Source organism: Desulfobacter sp. (assembly GCA_028768525.1).
GTDB lineage: Bacteria > Desulfobacterota > Desulfobacteria > Desulfobacterales > Desulfobacteraceae > Desulfobacter.
The window spans coordinates 1,196,338-1,214,887 of record CP054837.1 but is presented as its reverse complement, the minus strand read 5'-3'; the positions used below and the strand labels follow the sequence as shown (position 1 = coordinate 1,214,887).

At 54.5% G+C, this 18,550-nt stretch carries 16 protein-coding genes; 13 read left to right on the top strand and 3 right to left on the bottom strand.

What is annotated here, in order from left to right; translation table 11 throughout:
• The first annotated feature begins 20 nt into the window (after positions 1–20).
• Genes HUN04_05575 through HUN04_05545 form a run of 7 tightly spaced genes read left to right on the top strand, consistent with a single transcriptional unit; the run spans position 21 to position 7,422 of the window.
• Complete coding sequence (locus HUN04_05575; protein WDP89227.1) at positions 21–956, top strand: CoA transferase subunit A; 936 nt, start codon at positions 21–23, stop codon at positions 954–956.
• Positions 957–980: 24 nt separating this feature from the next.
• Positions 981–1,775, top strand: coding sequence for a CoA-transferase subunit beta (locus tag HUN04_05570; protein ID WDP89226.1), 795 nt, complete (start codon positions 981–983; stop codon positions 1,773–1,775).
• A 9-nt stretch (positions 1,776–1,784) separates the two neighbouring features.
• Positions 1,785–3,221 (top strand): MmgE/PrpD family protein, encoded by a 1,437-nt coding sequence (locus HUN04_05565; protein WDP89225.1) that lies wholly within the window; start codon positions 1,785–1,787, stop codon positions 3,219–3,221.
• Positions 3,222–3,234: 13 nt separating this feature from the next.
• Entirely contained in the window at positions 3,235–4,395 is a 1,161-nt protein-coding gene (locus tag HUN04_05560; GenBank protein ID WDP89224.1) for an acyl-CoA dehydrogenase family protein, read from the top strand.
• A 26-nt stretch (positions 4,396–4,421) separates the two neighbouring features.
• Entirely contained in the window at positions 4,422–5,561 is a 1,140-nt protein-coding gene (locus HUN04_05555) for an aldehyde dehydrogenase family protein (GenBank protein ID WDP89223.1), read from the top strand.
• A gap of 32 nt (positions 5,562–5,593) precedes the next feature.
• On the top strand, positions 5,594–6,031 hold the full coding sequence (locus HUN04_05550) for a hypothetical protein (GenBank protein ID WDP89222.1): 438 nt from the start codon (positions 5,594–5,596) through the stop codon (positions 6,029–6,031).
• Between the two features lie 11 nt (positions 6,032–6,042).
• Positions 6,043–7,422, top strand: a complete 1,380-nt coding sequence (locus tag HUN04_05545; GenBank protein ID WDP89221.1) for a glutamate:sodium symporter — start codon at positions 6,043–6,045, stop codon at positions 7,420–7,422.
• A gap of 83 nt (positions 7,423–7,505) precedes the next feature.
• On the opposite strand, the gene HUN04_05540 is transcribed toward HUN04_05545, so the two are convergent.
• The gene (locus HUN04_05540; protein ID WDP89220.1) at positions 7,506–8,156 is read right to left on the bottom strand and encodes a lysoplasmalogenase; all 651 of its coding nucleotides are present in this window, start codon (positions 8,154–8,156) and stop codon (positions 7,506–7,508) included.
• A gap of 278 nt (positions 8,157–8,434) precedes the next feature.
• Here HUN04_05540 and HUN04_05535 point away from each other — a divergent pair, with 278 nt between their 5' ends.
• Both HUN04_05535 and HUN04_05530 read left to right on the top strand, forming a co-directional pair.
• A complete protein-coding gene (locus tag HUN04_05535; GenBank protein WDP89219.1) occupies positions 8,435–10,732 on the top strand; it encodes a hypothetical protein in 2,298 nt (765 codons plus the stop codon).
• 53 nt (positions 10,733–10,785) lie between these two features.
• On the top strand, positions 10,786–12,384 hold the full coding sequence (locus HUN04_05530) for an alpha-D-glucose phosphate-specific phosphoglucomutase (GenBank protein ID WDP93172.1): 1,599 nt from the start codon (positions 10,786–10,788) through the stop codon (positions 12,382–12,384).
• A 115-nt stretch (positions 12,385–12,499) separates the two neighbouring features.
• Here HUN04_05530 and HUN04_05525 read toward each other — a convergent pair whose 3' ends face one another.
• A complete protein-coding gene (locus tag HUN04_05525; GenBank protein ID WDP89218.1) occupies positions 12,500–13,168 on the bottom strand; it encodes an adenylate kinase in 669 nt (222 codons plus the stop codon).
• 291 nt (positions 13,169–13,459) lie between these two features.
• Here HUN04_05525 and eno point away from each other — a divergent pair, with 291 nt between their 5' ends.
• The 4 genes from eno (at position 13,460) to HUN04_05505 (ending at position 17,935) form a co-directional block, all read left to right on the top strand.
• Positions 13,460–14,728 (top strand): phosphopyruvate hydratase, encoded by a 1,269-nt coding sequence (gene eno / locus HUN04_05520; protein ID WDP89217.1) that lies wholly within the window; start codon positions 13,460–13,462, stop codon positions 14,726–14,728.
• A gap of 6 nt (positions 14,729–14,734) precedes the next feature.
• Positions 14,735–15,580 carry a hypothetical protein gene (locus HUN04_05515; GenBank protein ID WDP89216.1) on the top strand — a complete coding sequence of 282 codons (846 nt, stop codon included), beginning with the start codon at positions 14,735–14,737 and terminating at the stop codon, positions 15,578–15,580.
• Positions 15,581–15,614: 34 nt separating this feature from the next.
• Entirely contained in the window at positions 15,615–17,255 is a 1,641-nt protein-coding gene (locus tag HUN04_05510) for a CTP synthase (GenBank protein ID WDP89215.1), read from the top strand.
• 71 nt (positions 17,256–17,326) lie between these two features.
• Complete coding sequence (locus HUN04_05505; GenBank protein ID WDP89214.1) at positions 17,327–17,935, top strand: alpha/beta hydrolase; 609 nt, start codon at positions 17,327–17,329, stop codon at positions 17,933–17,935.
• A 4-nt stretch (positions 17,936–17,939) separates the two neighbouring features.
• Here the strand turns inward: HUN04_05505 and HUN04_05500 are convergent, their stop codons facing one another.
• Positions 17,940–18,509, bottom strand: a complete 570-nt coding sequence (locus HUN04_05500; protein WDP89213.1) for a lysophospholipid acyltransferase family protein — start codon at positions 18,507–18,509, stop codon at positions 17,940–17,942.
• Positions 18,510–18,550 lie beyond the last annotated feature (41 nt).

Here is an 18,550-nt window from a genome sequence, read left to right as displayed (position 1 = left end):
CCCAAAGAAAAGAGGTCGATATGAATAAAGTTGTAACCATGAAAGAGGCCATCGCCGACCATGTCCGGGACGGGGATATTTTATTCATGGGCGGGTATATCTGCAGAACCCCCTTTTCCGCCGTCCATGAAATCATCCGCCAGAAAAAACGGGAGCTGACCGTCACGCGGAGCAATGCCGCAGACGATTTTGACATGCTGATCGGCGCCGGATGCGTCAAGGGGTTTATCTCCACATTTTTGTCCCTGGGCATCTACGGCCTGGGACGCTGCTATAGGCGGGCCGTGGAAAAAGGGATTCCCCACCCCATCCAGGTGGAGGAGTACACCAACCTCTCCCTGCCCATGATGCTCATGGCCGGGGCCATGGGCATGCCCTTTGTGCCGGTGCGGGATATGGCCGGTTCGGATCTGCTCAATGTCTCCTCGTTTATGGGGGAGAATAAGTACAAGCTCATAGACAACCCCTTTGACGGCAGCCCCACGGTGGTGGTGCCGGCGCTTAATCCCGATGTGGCCATCATCCATGTCCAGCAGGCCGATGAGGCGGGCAATGCCCAGATGTGGGGCATCGGAGGGGACTGCATGTACGGGGCCAATGCCGCCAAAAAGGTGATCGTCTCCTGCGAACGGCTGGTGGATAGGGAAACCATCGGCAAGGACCCCTCCAGAACCATCGTCTCCGGCACCCGGGTGGCGGCCGTGGTGGAGGAACCCTTCGGGGCCCATCCCGGTTACACCCCTGGGTTCTACGATACGGATTTTTCATTCGGCTATGTCTACCAGCAGGCCTCCAACACCCAGGAGGATTTTGAAAAATTCCTGGATGAATGGGTATACGGAATTGAGGACAGGACCGCCTATATCCAGCATTATATCGACCGGTTCGGGTACGGGGCCTTCGATAAGCTTAAGGCCAAATTCGATTACGGATTTCCGGTGAGCTACGCCTATTAAACCCAAGATACAAGGATGCAGATAATGAATGATAAACCCTATATCAAGCCCGAACTAATGGCCTGCTGCGGGGCCAGGGAAATATCCGACCAGGATCTGGTCATCGTGGGAACCGGTTTTCCCACCATGTCCGCCAATATTGCCAAGCATATGCATGCCCCCAACGCGGTGATGATGCAGGAGTCCGGCGTCATCGACGCAAAACCGCTGCGCCCGGCTCTCTCCGTGGGAGACCCCTGCCTCAACCCGGGGGCCGCCATGATCGGCGGACTGGTGGATATCATGGGCATGTTTCTCCAGGCCGGCCGTGTGGATGTGGGATTTCTCTCCGGCAGCCAGGTGGACCGCTTCGGGAATATCAACACCACGGTCATCGGCGACTACAACCGCCCCAAAACCCGGCTGCCGGGCAGCGGCGGGGCCAATCCCATCGGCGCCCTGGCCAAAAAGACCCTGATCATCGCCCTCCACGACAAACGGCGGCTGGCCCACCATGTGGATTTCATCACCACCCCCGGGTATATCGACGGCCCCGGGGCCCGCAGAAAATGGGGAATGGATGAAAATACCGGCCCCCATGCCCTGATCACCAACAAGGGGGTACTCCGATTCGATCCCGAGACCAAGGAGGCCTATCTGGCCTCCTACCATCCGGGCAGCACCATAGAGGAAATCATTGAACACACCCCCTGGGATCTGAATATTTCGGATACCGTCCAGGAGACCCAGCCCCCCACCCCGGAAGAACTGGAGGTGTTAAGGACCGTGCTGGATCCCTTCGGCATGATCTCAATCTACGAAAAAAAAGGATATGTATAAGGAGGCCCCATGACTACAAACGCATCCGATAGCTGCGCCCAGGCCCCCACCCGGGTGCTGGCCGATTTCTGCGCCGGCGTCCGGTACTGGGCCCTGCCCGAAACCGTGGTCCACAAAGCCAAGCTCTGTATTCTGGACTATCTGGCCAATATCTACGGGTCCCTGAGCCTGGGGGCGGTCCAGCAGACCGCCGGATATATCCGGAGCCTGGGCAGCCGGGGCCGGTCCAGGGTTTTAGGATTGGATTTTACAACGGACATCCACCATGCTGCCTTTATCAACGGCACATCCGCCGAGGCCATAGAGGCCCAGGACGGGGTGAGGTTCGGCGGGAACCATCCCGGGGTCGCGGTCATCCCTGCGGCTTTCGCCCTGGCCGAAGACCGGGGCCTTTCAGGCAAGCAGATCATCGAAGCCATTGTGGCGGGGTACGAGGCGGCCAACCGGGTGTCGGCGGCCATGCATCCCTGGCACACCCTGGGCGGTTTTTTGCCCACAGGGACCTGTGGGGCCCTGGGCGCGGCTGCCGCCGCAGGGCGGCTGATGGACCTGGACGGGGTCGCCATGGCCGCCGCCCTGGGCAATGCCGGGTATGTCCTGCCCGTATCCACGGCGGAAACCCTCATGGGCGGGTATACAGTCAAAATCGTCCAGGGGGGGCAGGGGGCATCCTGCGGCCTTATGGCGGCGGGGCTGGCCGAACGGGGGGTGACCGGTGCCCCCTATATTCTGGAGGGTTCCCACCTCAACGGCGGGTTCACCAAAATCACCACGGCGGCGGATCCCGACCTTAACAAACTTACGGCCAACCTGGGGGAACCCTATTCCATGGAAGATGTCTATTTCAAACCCTATACAGCCTGCCGCCACACCCACGGGGCCGCCCAGGCCGCCCTGGGCCTGCGCCGGGAACACGGACTGGCTGTAGAGCAGATTGAATCGGTCCGGGTCTTCACCTACGGGATTGCCGAGCTGGCCGTGGGCAAACCCGTTGCAGCGGCCGAAGATCAGCCGCCTTCCTTTGTGTCTGCCCAGTTTTCCATCCCATGGGTGGTGGCCGCCTGCCTGGCCGACGGCGAACTGGGCCCGGCCCAGGTCACGGAGAACCGGCTTGAGGACAGGGCGCTTCTGGAATTCTCAAATAAGATCCAGGTGGCCACCGACGAAGCACTCAATGCCGTCTATCCGGAAAAAACCGCCACACGGGTGGAGATCCGTCTGCAGGACGGCAGCACATTTGACCGGCAGGTGGACATCCCCAAGGGGGACCCCAGGGATCCCATGACCCAGGATGACATCATTCAAAAAATAATGAAATTCTGTCCCCAGGCTTCCCCGAAGGCGGTGAACCATACCGCCGAAACCATACTCAGCATAGAAAATATGGCGGATATCCGCCCCCTGGCTGCGGCCATGGATGCGATCTATACCCGTCCCCAACCATAAACAAGGAGATCCAATGGATTTTAGCTTAACCCGAGAACAGGCCATGCTCCTGGACAGCCTCAGGGACATGGGGCGGCGTGAAAATTTCAAGGAACTTGCCGTTGAAATCGATAAAACAGGGGAATTCCCCCACGATCTGATGAAACAATTCGCCCGGATGGATCTGCTGGGCATGACCCTGTCAGCCGACCACGGCGGCCAGGACATGGACGCCCTGACCGCGGTTCTGGCCATCGAGGCCCTGGCCAGGTTCAGCCCCATGATCGCCGCCCCGGTATTTGAGTCCAATGTGGGCCCGGCCCGGGTGGTCAGCCTCTTCGGCACCGAAGAGCAGAAACAGCGGATCATCCCGGGGGTCTGTGCCGGGGATCTGAGTGTTTCCGTCTGCATGACAGAGCCCGAGGCCGGATCGGATTTGACCAATCTTTCCACCAATGCCGAGGACAGGGGAGGGTATTTCGAGCTTACCGGCACCAAGGTCTTCATCACCGGCGGAGGGCTGGCCAGCCACTACCTGGTCTACACCCGGTTCAACGGTGTCCGGGGCTACAAGGGCATCGGCGCGCTTCTGGTGGAAAAAGGGTCGGAGGGGTTTTCCTTCGGTCCCCAGGAAACATTCCTGGGCCTTAGGGGCATGCCCTCCTGCGCCCTTTATTTTGACAAGGTCAAGGTGCCCAGAGAGAACCTGGTGGTCAAGGCCGGGGATTTCGGACAGCTCATGCTGGCCTTTGACATTGAGCGCTGCGGCAATGCGGCCATGTGTCTTGGGATTGCCGGGGCCGCCTTTGAGGAGGCCCAAAGATACGCCATGGAGAGAAAGGCCTTCGATCGGCCCATCTGTGAATTCCAGAACACCCAGTTCGCCATGGCCGACATGGCCATGAAGCTGGATGCGGCAAAGCTTCTGGTCTACAGGGCCGCCTCGGGTGCCGGCCAGGGCCTGCCCTCGGTCTATGAGGCCTCCATGGGCAAATGCTATGCCAATGAGATGGTCAAGGAGGTCACGGACACGGCCCTCCAGCTCTTTGGGGGCTACGGGTATTCCACGGATTATCCCATGGAACGGATGCTCAGGGATGCCAGGGCCTGGCAGGTGGCCGGCGGCTCTTTGCAGATGCTGCGCATCACCATGGCCTCCATCATCTTCGGCAGGCGGTTCAGCCAGAAAAGTTAAGGGTCACCCCGTATTAAGGAAAAGTTATGAAAACATACGATAAATTCTACATAAACGGTCAATGGGCAACACCCCGGGGCAAGGAATGGACCGAGGTGGTCAATCCCTGTAACGAAGAGGTCATCGCCAAGGTGGCCATGGGCAATGAGGCGGATGTGGATCTGGCGGTGCAAGCCGCCACAGGGGCTTTGCCTGAATGGTCCGGGACGCCTGTGGCCCAGCGGGCCCATTTTCTTTCAAGGCTCTCCCAGGCCATGGAAGCCCGCCAGGATGAGATCGGGGACACCATTTCCAGGGAAATGGGTATGCCCTCCCTCTGGTCGCGGATGATCCAGGCGGGCCTGCCCATCGCCGCCGCCAAAAGCTTTGTAACCATCCTTGAGGACTATGAGTTCCAAACCCCCATGGGCAGTACCATGATCGCCAAGGAACCCATCGGGGTCTGCGGATTCATCACCCCCTGGAATTATCCCCTGCACCAGATCATCGGGAAGGTGGCCCCGGCCCTGGCAGCCGGGTGCACCATGGTGCTCAAGCCCAGCCAGCTGGCCCCCCTCAACGCCTTTATCCTGGCCGAGATCATGGAAGAAATCGACCTGCCTGCCGGGGTCTTCAACCTGGTCCAGGGCACAGGTTCCTGTGTGGGGCAGGCCATTTCGGCCCACCCGGACATTGATATGGTTTCCTTGACCGGGTCCACCCGGTCCGGGGTCCTGGTCTCCCAGGCCGCCGCCCGGACTATAAAGCGGGTCACCCTGGAACTGGGGGGCAAGTCCGCCAATATCCTCCTGGAGGATGCGGATTTTGACGCCGCCGTTTCCAAGGGCATGTTCAATTGTTACCTCAACTCCGGCCAGACCTGTACTGCCCAGACCCGGATGATCGTCCCGGCTAACCGTCAGGAAGAGGTCATTGACATGGCGCTGGCGGCCCTGGGTGTCATGGAGATGGGGGACGCCTTTGACGACAATGTCTATCTGGGCCCAATGGTGGATGCCAACCAGCAGGCCTCGGTCCGGGAATATATCCGTACCGGGGTGGCTGAAGGGGCCAGGCTCGTGGCCGGCGGATACAAGCAGTCGGGCATCGGCAGGGAACGGAGCAAGTACGGCCTGGAGGAATACCTGGAGATCAAAGCCATGATCGGATATACGCCCGGGGACTGATTTTTTTACGCTTTCAATTTAAGGAGGATCCCATGAGCCAGTATTACAGAGATAAAGACCATTTGTACGAAATCTACGGAGCCTTTCTGTCCAATGTGCTCCAGGACGATAAAATCGGGCCCAAGATGAAAAAATCCGGGATCATCATCAAATTCATCTATACGGATCCGGACTGTGAAATTCTCATCGATTTGAAAAATCCGCCTGAAAAAGAGGGCTTCTACGGCAATTTCCACCTGGGCCCGGCCCCGGTCCAGGAAGATGTCTGGTCCAGCCAGTCCGCCGACCATTCCCACAGGTTCTGGCACGGCATGGAAAACCCGGTGGCTGCCGTTGCCCGGGGCAAGGTCAGGCAGGGCGGAAAGATTACGGCCATGCTCAAGCTGCTGCCTGTGGTTCGTCCCACATTTCAGAGGTTCCCCGAGGTGCTCAGGGACCTGGGCTATGACGACCTCGTTGTTACCAAATAAAGGAGGAAAAGATGACATCCCAGCTCTTTACCCAATTGGCCCAGGAATTTTCCATTCTGGGCGGCCTGCTTCTGGCTGGCGTGTTCCTGAGGGCCAGAATAGGGCTCTTCCAGAACCTCTTTCTGCCGGCGTCGGTGATCGGGGGATTCATCGGATTGGTATTGGGGCCGGTGGTGCTCAAGGAGAATGCCCTGCTGCCCATCCCGGAGGAATTTATCAGGGATTTTTCCCTGCTTCCGGGTATACTCATCCTGCCCATCATCGCTTCCATTCCCCTCGGGGTGGGCATGGATCCGGGGACTCCGTCATCAAAAAAGACCAATGCCGTGCTGCCCATGTTCCTCATCGGGACCGGATGCGCCTTTGGCCTTTTTGCCCTGGGGTTTGCCACCAAGATCGCCTTTACCGCCCTCATGCCCCAGCTGGACATTTATCCTGCCTTCGGCATGGAGCTGGCCCTGGGGTTTTTCGGGGGCCACGGTACGGCCGGCCTGGTGGGCAATATCCTCCAGAAACTGAACATGCCCTATTGGGAAGTGGCCCAGGGCGTGGCCGTCACCTCTGCCACCGTGGGGCTGGTCTGCGGCATCCTGCTGGGCATGGTCTTCATCAATATCGCCGCCCGGAAAAACAGGATCAACCACCTCACAACCCCCGGGAACCTGCCCCGGGAGATGAGAAAAGGGTATGAAAAAGATACGAACCGCCAGGCCCTGGCCTGCCGGGAGACCACCCATTCCTCGTCCATAGACAGCCTGGCCTTTCACGTGGCCGTCATCCTGGCCGTCTGCGGCCTCTCCTATGTCCTGACCGGATTCCTCAAGGCCTACAAGGTGCCCCTTTTGTCCAATATTGCCGAATGGGCCTATGCCATCGCCCTCATGCTGGTCGTCAACAGAATAATCAGAGGCCTGGGGTTAAGCCATCTTATCGATCCGAAAATCAAAACCAAGTTCACCGCGCTCCTGGTGGACTTTTCCATTGTGGCCGCCGTGGCCAGCCTTCCGGTTTCCGCCGTGATCAAATATGCCCTTCCCATGATCACCATGTTCATCCTGGGGGTGGCCATGGTCTACCTCATTGTCATGAAGCTGGGCGGCAGGATCTTTAATGATTATTCCTTTGAGCGGTGCATCGCCCTTTTCGGGCAGAGCACCGGGGTCATTATGACGGGGATTCTTCTGCTCAGGATCTGTGACTCGGAAATGAAGACTCCGGTGCTGAAGGATTTTTCCATCTCCTACGCCCTGTCCACCATGATATGCTACGCCCTGCTTTTGCCTGTGATCCGGCTGCTGCCCGATTCCATGGCCATTTTCTGGCTGACGGCGGGGGTGGCGTCATCCTGCCTGGTTGGGGCCGTTATCTTTAAATGGAAACGTTCAGGGTAAAGGGGCGGCTGGCTGGTCTGGGTTTTCATAGAACCTTTCGTCACCTGAGAAACGACCCATATGGAATGTCCCGGGACTTAAAATTATTGCAGATTTAACAGGGCTCTGTATACACCGGCCGTCAGCAGGGCCTGGGCCGTGTAGTAGGTGGACATCACCCATATGCTGGAATGGGGGATGGGGGCCAGGAACATGTTCCAGGCGATCAGGGAATCCGATGCGATGAAAATGAGGGCCCCTGTGATGACCATCCTATTGTTCCTGCGGCCCATACAGGCGGAAATGCCCATTATGGCAATCACGGTCAGGTAAAAGAGAATGGGAAGGGTCATCTCCTTGAGGTGGGGAAACAGCAGGGTGCCGAATCCGATGGTGTAGGCCAGGATCAGGATGAGTATGGATACCCTGGGCACCGTTGCCCTGGGCTGGCGGCAGAAAAGGGCGATGTAGAAAATATGGGCGAGGATGAAGGCGCCCATGCCCGGCACAAAGAGAGAGGGATCGGGCAGTTCCAGCAGGATATCTCCGGCGGCCGAAGCCAGGAGTCCTGAAAACAGGAGTTTACCCTCTTTCCCGATGAGGTTTTTCAGGGCAAACAAGGCCAGCATCAGGATGGGGATGGTTTTGACCAGCCAGCTTCCGGCGTAGGGGCGGAGATGGAGGGTGGCCAGAAATGCAACGGCAAATCCGGTAAATACCAGGATGGTCATTCGGTTCGAAGTGTGTTGATCCATGATTTCCTCCTTTCAATATCATAGTAAACGATATGGCGTTTGTCGATGAGAGATTCATATCCCTTCTGCCCGTCCGCTTCAGGTTATAAAAGATCTTTACACCATTCAATAATGTTGATATGCCGTTGACTATATTATCTTCAGCATCCAGATCGGCTAGATAAGGTACCAAATTTCCATATGGTTCTGTTCGCTGAACACTGATGAATATCCTCCGGATCCGGTGGGATTCATTCGTGATACAAAGATGGCTAACCACCAAAGGAGATGGAATCAAAATGACCGCTGAAAAGGAATACGAATTTCCCCGTCGCATCCGCCGGTGTTTCATGACTGGAAAACAATGCATATTCAGCAGCCGCAAGCCCCTATGGGACGATGCCGACTATGTGAAGGGTGAAGAACCCCGGGAATATAACGTATTTGTTGTTATGCCGTTCCGCTCTAATCTGGATACCTTCTACGAATGGAGTTTAAAACGCTATTTGAAAGATGGATTCAATATCGATCAGCCGGATAAACAAATAAAACGGGCGGATGAATTCCGGGATATCGGATATGTCATGTGTGAAAAAATATGCCGGAGAATCCAGGATGCCAATGTCATTGTTGTCGATCTTTCCATTGAAAATGCCAATGTAATGTATGAATTGGGCATATCGGTGGGGCTGGGTAAGCAGCTGCTGATTGTTTGCAATAAGAGTGATAAGGATAAGCGGATTAATACGGACTTGATGGAATCCATCGGCCTGCTGGGCTCGGATGAAGTGCTGGAGTATCCGAGTGTCGGGTATATTGACCCTGAAAAGAGTCCGCCGAAACACTTCCTCAAGCGTGTTAATATAAGCCCTTGCAATGCCACAATGAAGATCGTTCCCCTTGTTGTAAGCACCGCCTTTGACTGGCAAGAAGATCATGCCGGATCCCCAGACACCCAGGGCGGGAAAAAGGACATTGATGTGGGGTTCAGGGATGCCCTGCGGGCCGCCGTAGGCGTCGCCATTTCAGACATTGATCAAATTGAGGACAAGCCGGACGACCTTGATGAGGCATGGCGCATTTTAAAGGACGGCCGTCAATTAGACAATTTACGCAGCCTGGGCAAGAACGACGACATTGAGCTCATCGATAAAAACGGTAAGCCCGCTCCGTTTAAAAAAATTGCTGAAGTTGTTGACTCCGCCTTTACCTGTATTGTGGATCTTGCCGGCGAGAATTGCCATGCATACTTTTGGCTGGGGTATTGCCACGCCAGGGGGATTAATGTCATTCCGGTTTACAGGGATGTTGCAAAGGGAACGGATCGTTCCCATGGGAGTGACCAGAAGAGATCCCTTCCGGCGGGTGAACATTCCATCGCATTTGATATTCGGGCGCTTTGGTATATCAAGTTTGAACAGGACAATATAAAAGCGCTGGCAACCCGTCTCCGGTCTGCTTTGGAGGAGTTGATCGCCAAGGACATTCCGCGCCTGCAGCGCAATGTCTTCTGGGAACGCCTGACCCGGCATCCCACGGTACATATATATACGGGCGCGGTCCATCACGAACGGCTGCAGCGGGAGGTCGTCGGTGATTGGGACCAGCGCACCGTTTCTGAACTGGTGAGGTATCTGTCTTCGGCGGAGGAGTCGGTGGTGCCTGAGCTTGAACGGCCGATCTATTCACCGGAAACCATCAAAAAAAAATTGAATAACCACTGGGATGATTCAGCGTCATTGGATGAATATGTAAAACTTGTGAAAAATGAATTGCAGGATAAAAATTGCCTCATCGTTGCATCGGCCGATGTGAATCCGCTGACTGAAATCATTCTGGCCCATGCCTACGGACTGAAAAAGGCCCGCTTTTCCTCGGCCGACACCATTGAAATGTCTCCACAGGAAAAAAACATTGCTTTGGTGGCTTTAAAAGGATGGCAGGAAGAGATGGAGAATAATGATGGAGAGGGGCAAAACCGCGATAATCCGCATTCGCCCATTCCAACATTTTTTTCCCGTCCGGGGAAGGTGGAAGGCATTGAAGAGAACAACCGCGGCTTTTTTACGGACAACAGGGTGATCGGCCGGCCCTATAAATCCCAGGACCAGGTCCAGGATGAACCCTTTTCTCTTTTATCGCATCTGCTGGTAATGAAAAATCCCTTTTCAAAGAAAAAACCGGACACGCTTATCACCCTGCTAAATGGTGTAAGTGGCCCGGCCACCTTTGCCCTGGCAGAAGTCCTGACCGGAGGAAAAAGCCCAGAAAAGGCCGTTGACTGTGAAAAACTGCTTTCAAAATTTAATCAGAAATGGAGTGCCGTGGAGAAAAACGGCAAAAACACCGATGAGTTATTCGGGGTTCAGGGCATCATAGAAGTGGATATTCAGCCCAAGCGGTATAGCGGCATCATGACTGAGGCACAGGCTAACGGTTCCGGGAGCCCGGAACAAAAGAAGATAACGGTTGATGATAAGTTTTTTGATAAACGGGAGGTGTTAAAATGGGGGCTGCTGAAGACTGACAATCCGGATGAAACACTGGCATTGGGCAATCCCCACGCCTTCACCGTTGAAAAAATCTTAGAAGATTGATGATGCTGGAATCGCAGTGAACGCAGCTATTGATGAACGGACAAGACAACTATATGGAAAAAAGTGCAGCAAAGAAGACAGATGTGTCAACAATTACCTCTTCTTATTATTCGGAATCAATAAAAGGCGATGTCTCATTCGGAACCTCGGGACACCGGGGATCCTCCTTAACGGGGACGTTCAATGAGAGGCATGTGGCCGCCATTTCCCAGGCCGTGTGTGAGTATCGCAGGGCAAATAAGGTCACAGGCCCGCTGTTTTTAGGATATGATACCCATGCCCTTTCAAAACCGGCATTTCGAACCGCCCTGGAGGTGTTTGCGGCAAACGGAGTTGATGTTGCCATCCACAAAGATTTCGAGTATACGCCAACACCCGTTATCTCGTTTCTGGTCTTAGAGCATAACAGGAAAAACAAAACCTTCCCTGCCGATGGCGTCATTCTCACACCGTCCCACAATCCCCCTGAAGATGGCGGTTTTAAGTACAACCCACCCCATGGCGGACCTGCAGATGTGGATGTAACAAATATTATCCAGAAGAAGGCCAACCAATTGCTCGAGTCCGGCAATGACGGGGTTAAAAGAATACCCTATGAAAAAGCATACCGTGCATCGACAACACATGAAGGGGATTTTATCTCGCCGTATGTTGACTCCTTATCCAGCGTTATTGACACCGATATCATCAGACAGTCAAAAATTAAAATCGGCATAGATCCCATGGGCGGTGCCGGTGTTAATTTTTGGGCGCCCATAGCAGAAAAATACGGTTTTGATATTACGGTGGTTAATTCTGAAATTGATAAATCATTTAGTTTCATGCCGCCCGACCATGATGGCAAAATAAGAATGGACTGCTCTTCCCCCCATGCAATGGAAAATATCATCAAGCTTGCCGATCACTACGACATTGCATGGGGGAATGATCCGGATTTCGACAGGCATGGGATTGTGTGCCCCGACGGTTTAATGAACCCCAACCATTATCTGTCGGTGGCCGTTTGGTATCTTCTCCAGAACAGGCCGGACTGGGGTAAAAACACCGGCATCGGGAAGACCATCGTCAGCACCAGCATGATTGATGATATTGTGAAAGACATGGGACGCAAATTATTTGAAACCCCGGTGGGGTTTAAATGGTTTGTGGATGGACTGTTGAATGGGAAAATCGCCTTTTGCGGGGAAGAGAGTGCCGGCGCCTCTTTGGTCAGAAAAGACGGGTCGGTCTGGACAACGGACAAAGACGGATTTGTTCTGACATTGCTTGCCGCGGAAATTCTGTCCCAAACCGGGAAAACGCCATCTGAGATTTACAATGAGACCCTGGTCCGCCAGTATGGAGCCCCCTATTACAAAAGGGTTGACGGGCCGATTACCGATAGGCAGAAATCGATACTTTCGGGAATAAGCCCAGACACCATAAGGGCATCATCATTGGCGGGGCTGCCCATTGTTGACGTACGGACCCGGGCATCTGGAAATAATGCGCCCCTGGGCGGCGTAAAAGTAACCTTGTCCGACGGCTCATGGTTTGCCATCCGGCCATCGGGGACAGAGCCGAAAATGAAATTCTATATCGAAAGCTTTGGCGGGAAACGCCTGTGGGAAAACATTCATGAAGAGGCGCTGAATTTGATATTCAACGCATAGATCCACCCTTTACATCCTGTTGAAGGGCACAAAAATAAAGCAGCCCGGCAAACATCTTGGTTTGCCGGGCTGCTGTGACTCTGGGACATCGTCCGGGTGCGCCCCGGAGTTTGTCTTACAATTTGGAGACCAGTTCTGCAGTAACGTCGGGCAGGGGCTGTTCGCCGTTCAGAGTGAAGTATTTGAAGGAGGCGTCCTTCAGATCCCTGAAGTAGTAGGAAGAAGCCAGGGTGCCGGTTTCTGTATCATAGTAGATGGAATGGCGTTTGTCGATGGCAGCCTCGTCCTGGTCGTCGTCACGGGCGGAAAGGGCGCCGCCGCATACCCGGCATTTGTCTCCGTCGGGCTTGATGGCGTCGATGAAGATATTGTTGGGGTGGTTGTTGTCATTTTCACAGAGCCGGCGGCCCATGATTCTGTCTTTGGCAATCTGGCGGTCCAGGAGCATTTCAATGACATAGTTCAGCTTGATGCCTTTTTCTTCCAGGGCGGCGTGAAGTTTTTCAGACTGTACCTTGTTTCTGGGGAAACCGTCCAGCAGCCAGCCGTTTTTGCAGTCGTCCTGTTCGATGCGGTCGATCATCATGGGGATGGTGATTTCATCGGGTACCAGGTCGCCTTTGTCGATGTATTCTTTGGCTTTTTTGCCCAGTTCGGTGCCGCCTTTGATGTTGTCACGGAAAATTGCGCCGGATTCAACATGGGCAATGTTATATTTATCTTTCAGGATTTTTCCCTGGGTGCCTTTGCCGCTGCCGTTGGGGCCGAAAAATAGAATGTTCATTTTAACTCCTTGAGTTGGTTTATATTCATGTCACGTCGGGACACATCATCCGATCATAAAAAAATTTAAACAGATCATTAAGAAATTCTTAATATAAGACTGTCTTTTCTTTGTCAAGCACAAGTCCGGTTCCAACCCGAACTTATAAAATTATGGTTGAATGTGAAGGCCTAAATTGATATTAATGGACGGATTTAGAAATCCGAAACGATCTGATTTTTAGACCGAATTCGTTTTTAACCTGATTTTGCTGCATTTAAATTACCTAAATACAAATATTAGGGGGATATAATGACGGAACTGATTGATGTCAGGGCAAGGGAAATTGTTGATTCCAGGGGCAACCCCACCGTGGAAGTGGATGTGACCCTGGCCTGCGGCGCCCACGGCCGGGCCGCCGTGCCTTCCGGTGCGTCCACGGGTACCCGTGAAGCGCTGGAACTGAGGGATAATGCCGATAACCGTTTCATGGGCAAAGGGGTGCTCAACGCCGTGGCCAATGTCAATGAGGTGATCGCCCCGGAAATCATCGGGTACGACGCCATGGACCAGGCCGGCCTGGACCGGACCATGATTGATATCGACGGCACGGACAATAAGTCCCGTCTGGGGGCCAATGCCATCCTGGGCGTATCCATGGCCGCTGCCCGGGCGGCGGCTGATGCCTGCGATATCCCCCTGTACCAGCATCTGGGCGGAATCAACGCCCGGGTCATGCCCGTTCCCATGATGAATATCATCAACGGCGGGGCCCATGCGGCCAACAACCTGGACATCCAGGAGTTCATGATCCTTCCGGTTGGCGCGCCCAGCGTTACCGAAGCCGTGCGCATGGGGGCCGAAACCTTCCATAACCTGAAAAAAATTCTCAAGGGCCAGGGCCTGAGCACCGGCGTGGGGGACGAGGGCGGATTTGCTCCCAACCTCCAGTCCAATGAAGAGGCCATCGAATATATTATCCGGGCCATTGAGGCTGCCGGATACCGGCCGGGCAAGGATATCGGCATCGGCCTGGATGCGGCGGCTTCCGAATTCTTCAAAGAGGGGAAATACGTGTTCGAGTCCGAAGGCAGGGAACTTTCCGCCGAAGAACTCATCGATTACTATGAAAGCCTGGTGGATAAATATCCCCTCTACTCCATTGAGGACGGGCTTGCAGAAGGGGACTGGGACAACTGGGAACTCATGACCCAGCGCCTGGGCAACCGGATCCAGATCGTGGGGGACGATATCTTTGTCACCAACCCGGATATTTTCAAGAAGGGCATTGCCAGGGGCGTGGGTAACTCCATCCTCATCAAGCTCAACCAGATCGGTACGGTCACCGAGACCCTGGATACCATCCAGATGGCCAAGGAATCCGGTTACACCACCGTGGTTTCCCACCGGTCCGGCGAGACCGAGGATACCTTTATTGCCGACCTGGCCGTGGGCGTGAACGCCGGACAGATCAAAACCGGCTCCATGTCCAGAAGCGACCGGGTGGCCAAATACAACCAATTGATCCGCATTGAGGAACGGCTGTCGGATTCCGCCGTCTTCCCGGAGGATCTTTTTTAAATAAGAATGCAGAAAAAATATTTTATTTCTTTTCTGGCAGTCATCACCATCCTCCTTGGGGGGATCAGGGGTGAGGCCTTTGTACCCCAGACGCCTCACCTCCTTCATTTGGTGGTGAAAAAAATCCGCATTCCCGAAGGGATGACCGTTTCCCAGACCCGCAGGATTGCAGCGGCATCCCAAGCCGGTCAGGAAGGTGGGGCCGTTGAGATGCAGTCTCTGGGGGAAACCTTGACCTATGGATTCCCGGACCGGCTCAGGTCCGAGATCCGCAATGGCGCGGCCAGCCGGTTTTATGCCCTGTCTCCCGCCGGATTCGTTAAAGTGGAGAACGGGCAGGTCACGGACCTGGCCCAGGCTCCGGGCGAATTCTATACGGATCCGCTGTTGTACAGGGACCATGACATATTTGCCGGAGTCCTGGCCCGCCGGGGGATTAATACAAGTAAAGTAACCCTGCAGCGGCTGGACGGTGAAATCTGCTGGTTTATCGGTGAGCCTGCCTATGACGGTGAGGTGATGCCGGGACTGTGGATCGGAAAGGACAGTTTTTTTCCTAAACGATACCTTATCCGGAACGCGAACCGGATTATTGATGTCCGGTACGGCAATTGGGAGCGGATATCAAGGTCCTGGTACCCCAAAGAGGCCCGTATTTTTGTGGACGGCGAGTTGTTTGCACAGATTGTTGTGGACCGGATGTCTCTGGCATCGGGCCTGCCCGGCTCTCTTTTCGATATAAAGGGGATTCTGGAGCGCTATCCGAAGCGATCCGTGGAAAATGGCGAACAGGGAAGCGGAACCGGGCACCTGGATAAGGAAATAGATACATTTAACCAATTATATGATTAATTTACATGATTAATTCAAAAGAAGTGAGGGATTGATGGCTGAAAACACCAAATACATTTTTGTGACGGGCGGTGTGTTATCATCGTTGGGTAAAGGACTTGCGTCCGCTGCCATAGGGATGCTCCTGGAGAGCCGCGGGCTTTCCGTAACCATCCAGAAGCTGGACCCCTATATCAATGTTGACCCCGGCACCATGAATCCCTTCCAGCACGGGGAAGTCTTTGTCACCGACGACGGCGCCGAGACCGACCTGGACCTGGGTCACTATGAGCGGTTCACCAATGCCAAGCTGGGCAAGAACAATAATTTCACCACGGGCAAAATTTACAACCAGGTCATCACCAAGGAACGTAAGGGTGAATACCTGGGCGGCACGGTCCAGGTGATCCCCCATATTACCGATGAGATCAAGCAGGCCATTCATCTGGTGTCCAATAGTACCGATGTGGTGATTGTGGAGATCGGCGGTACCATCGGTGATATCGAATCTTTACCTTTTCTTGAGGCCATCCGCCAGTTTAAGGCCGATGTGGGATCCTCCAATGTGATTTACATCCATCTGACCCTGGTGCCCTATATCAAGACCGCCTGCGAGGTGAAAACCAAACCCACCCAGCACAGCGTCAAGGAGTTGAGAAGTATCGGCATCCAGCCGGACATTCTGCTCTGCCGTACCGAAAGCATGCTCTCCCAGGATATTAAGAGGAAGATCGCCCTGTTCTGCAACCTGGAACCCGATGCCGTATTTACGGCCAAGGATGTGAACTGCATCTACGACGTTCCCCTGGTGTACAACCAGGAAGGGCTGGGGGATACCATCCTTAAGAAGCTGAACATCTGGGCCCGGGCCCCCCGCCTGGACGACTGGCGGGAGATGGTGGAACGGCTCATGAATCCCCATGGTAAGGTGAATATCGCCATCGTGGGCAAGTATGTGGATCTTACCGAAAGCTATAAGAGCCTTAACGAAGCCCTGACCCACGGCGGTATTGCCAATGAAACCGAAGTGAAGCTCCAGTTTGTGGATTCCTCCACCCTGAACAAGGAGAATGTGGCGGAGATCCTGTCCAAGAGCGACGGGGTGCTGGTGCCCGGCGGATTCGGTTCCCGGGGGGTTGAAGGCAAGATCCTGGCTGCCAAATACGCCAGGGAAAACAAGGTGCCCTTTTTCGGGATCTGCCTGGGCATGCAGATGGCCGTGATTGAAGTGGCCCGTCATCTGGCCGGCCTGGAAGACGCCAACAGCGAAGAATTTGATCCCTATACCCCCCATCCGGTGATTTACCTGATGAAGGAATGGGTGGACGAGCAGACCGGCAAGGTTGAAAAACGGGATGAAAGTTCAGACAAGGGCGGCACCATGCGCCTGGGCGCCTATCCCTGCCGGCTGGTCGAGGATACCTTTGCCAAGAATGCCTATAAGGAAACAGATATTTCCGAACGGCACCGCCACCGGTTTGAATTCAATAATGAATACAAAGAGAAACTTAAAGAAGCCGGACTGGTCATCAGCGGCGAATCTCCGGACCATGACCTGGTGGAGATCGTTGAACTGGCAGACCATCCCTGGTATCTGGGCTGCCAATTCCATCCGGAGTTTAAATCCAAACCCATGTCCCCCCATCCGCTGTTCAGGGCATTTATCAAAGCCTCTTTGAAAAACAGAAAAGAATAGCAGGAGAGCGCTGCCGCCTCCCCGACGGTTGATTATCCGTCAGGCGGCAGCCCTTAAACAAAGGATACGAGATGGAAACGCGCATCACCATTCCCTGTGAGAGTATTCGGCTTGACGGCTGGCTGAATCTCAATCCCGGCAGCAAAAAGGGGGTGGTGGTGACCCATCCCCATCCCCTTTACGGCGGGAATATGGATAATTCTGTCGTTCTGCAGATTGTCCAGAGCTTTTACCGGGCCGGGTTTACCACCCTGAGATTTAACTTCAGGGGGACCGGGGAGAGTTCAGGCATGTTCGACAACGGGGACGGGGAACAGGATGATGTTCGTGCGGCTTTGGCGTGCCTGGGGGAGGAGGGGATATCTGAGCCATACCTGGCGGGGTATTCCTTCGGCAGCTGGGTGAACGCCCGGGTAGTAGACGCCGGGGCCGGTATCAAAGACCATATCATGGTTTCTCCCCCCTGCGCCTTTCTCGCCTTTGACGATGTGGAAAAACTGCCGGATACAGGCCTTATTGTCACGGGCGGTAATGATGACATTGCCCCGCCCGATAAGGTCCGCGCCCTGATTGAACGGTGGGAAAGTCCTGCGGAGTTTGCCGTCCTCAAGAATGGGGACCACTTTTACTCTCAAACCCTGGCCATGCTGGATAAGGTTCTTGCCGGTTATTTGGCATAGCCCCTTATTGGTCGTACCGGCCGGACTTGTTCCTGTAAAACAACTGGATTTTTTTCATATCTGAGTCAAGATGTCCGGTGGGAATAACTGCAGGGCCGATGCCAATGACTTTCTTTTTATAGTCGATAAATCCGAGGACAATGGGGACCCCGGCGGCCGAGGCAATTCTGTAAAATCCGGTTTTCCACTTGGTTACCCGCTGCCGGGTGCCCGAGGGGGCGATGGTGACAACAAGGCGGTCGGCGCTGCTGAATTCATTTGCCATTGTTTTAACGGTATCACCTTTTTGGGTCCGGTCGATGGGAATGCCGCCAAGGCGCTGGAGCAGGTGTCTGAAGGGCAGGGGGAACATGGTATGCTTCCCCATCCAGTGTACGGGGACCTGTAATTTGAAAATGGCAAAAAGGAAAAAAACAAAATCCCAGTTACTGCTGTGGGGAGCGGCAATGAGGATGAATTTCTTCAGGTCCGGCATGCGGCCCTGGACGCGCCAGCCGAATATGGCAAGTCCGGCCCTGGCAATAAAATAAAAAACCGGCTTAAGCACCGGATTGTTTAATACGCTTGGTTTCAATACATCCCTCGTTCAATTTGGCAAAATTACATACATACTGC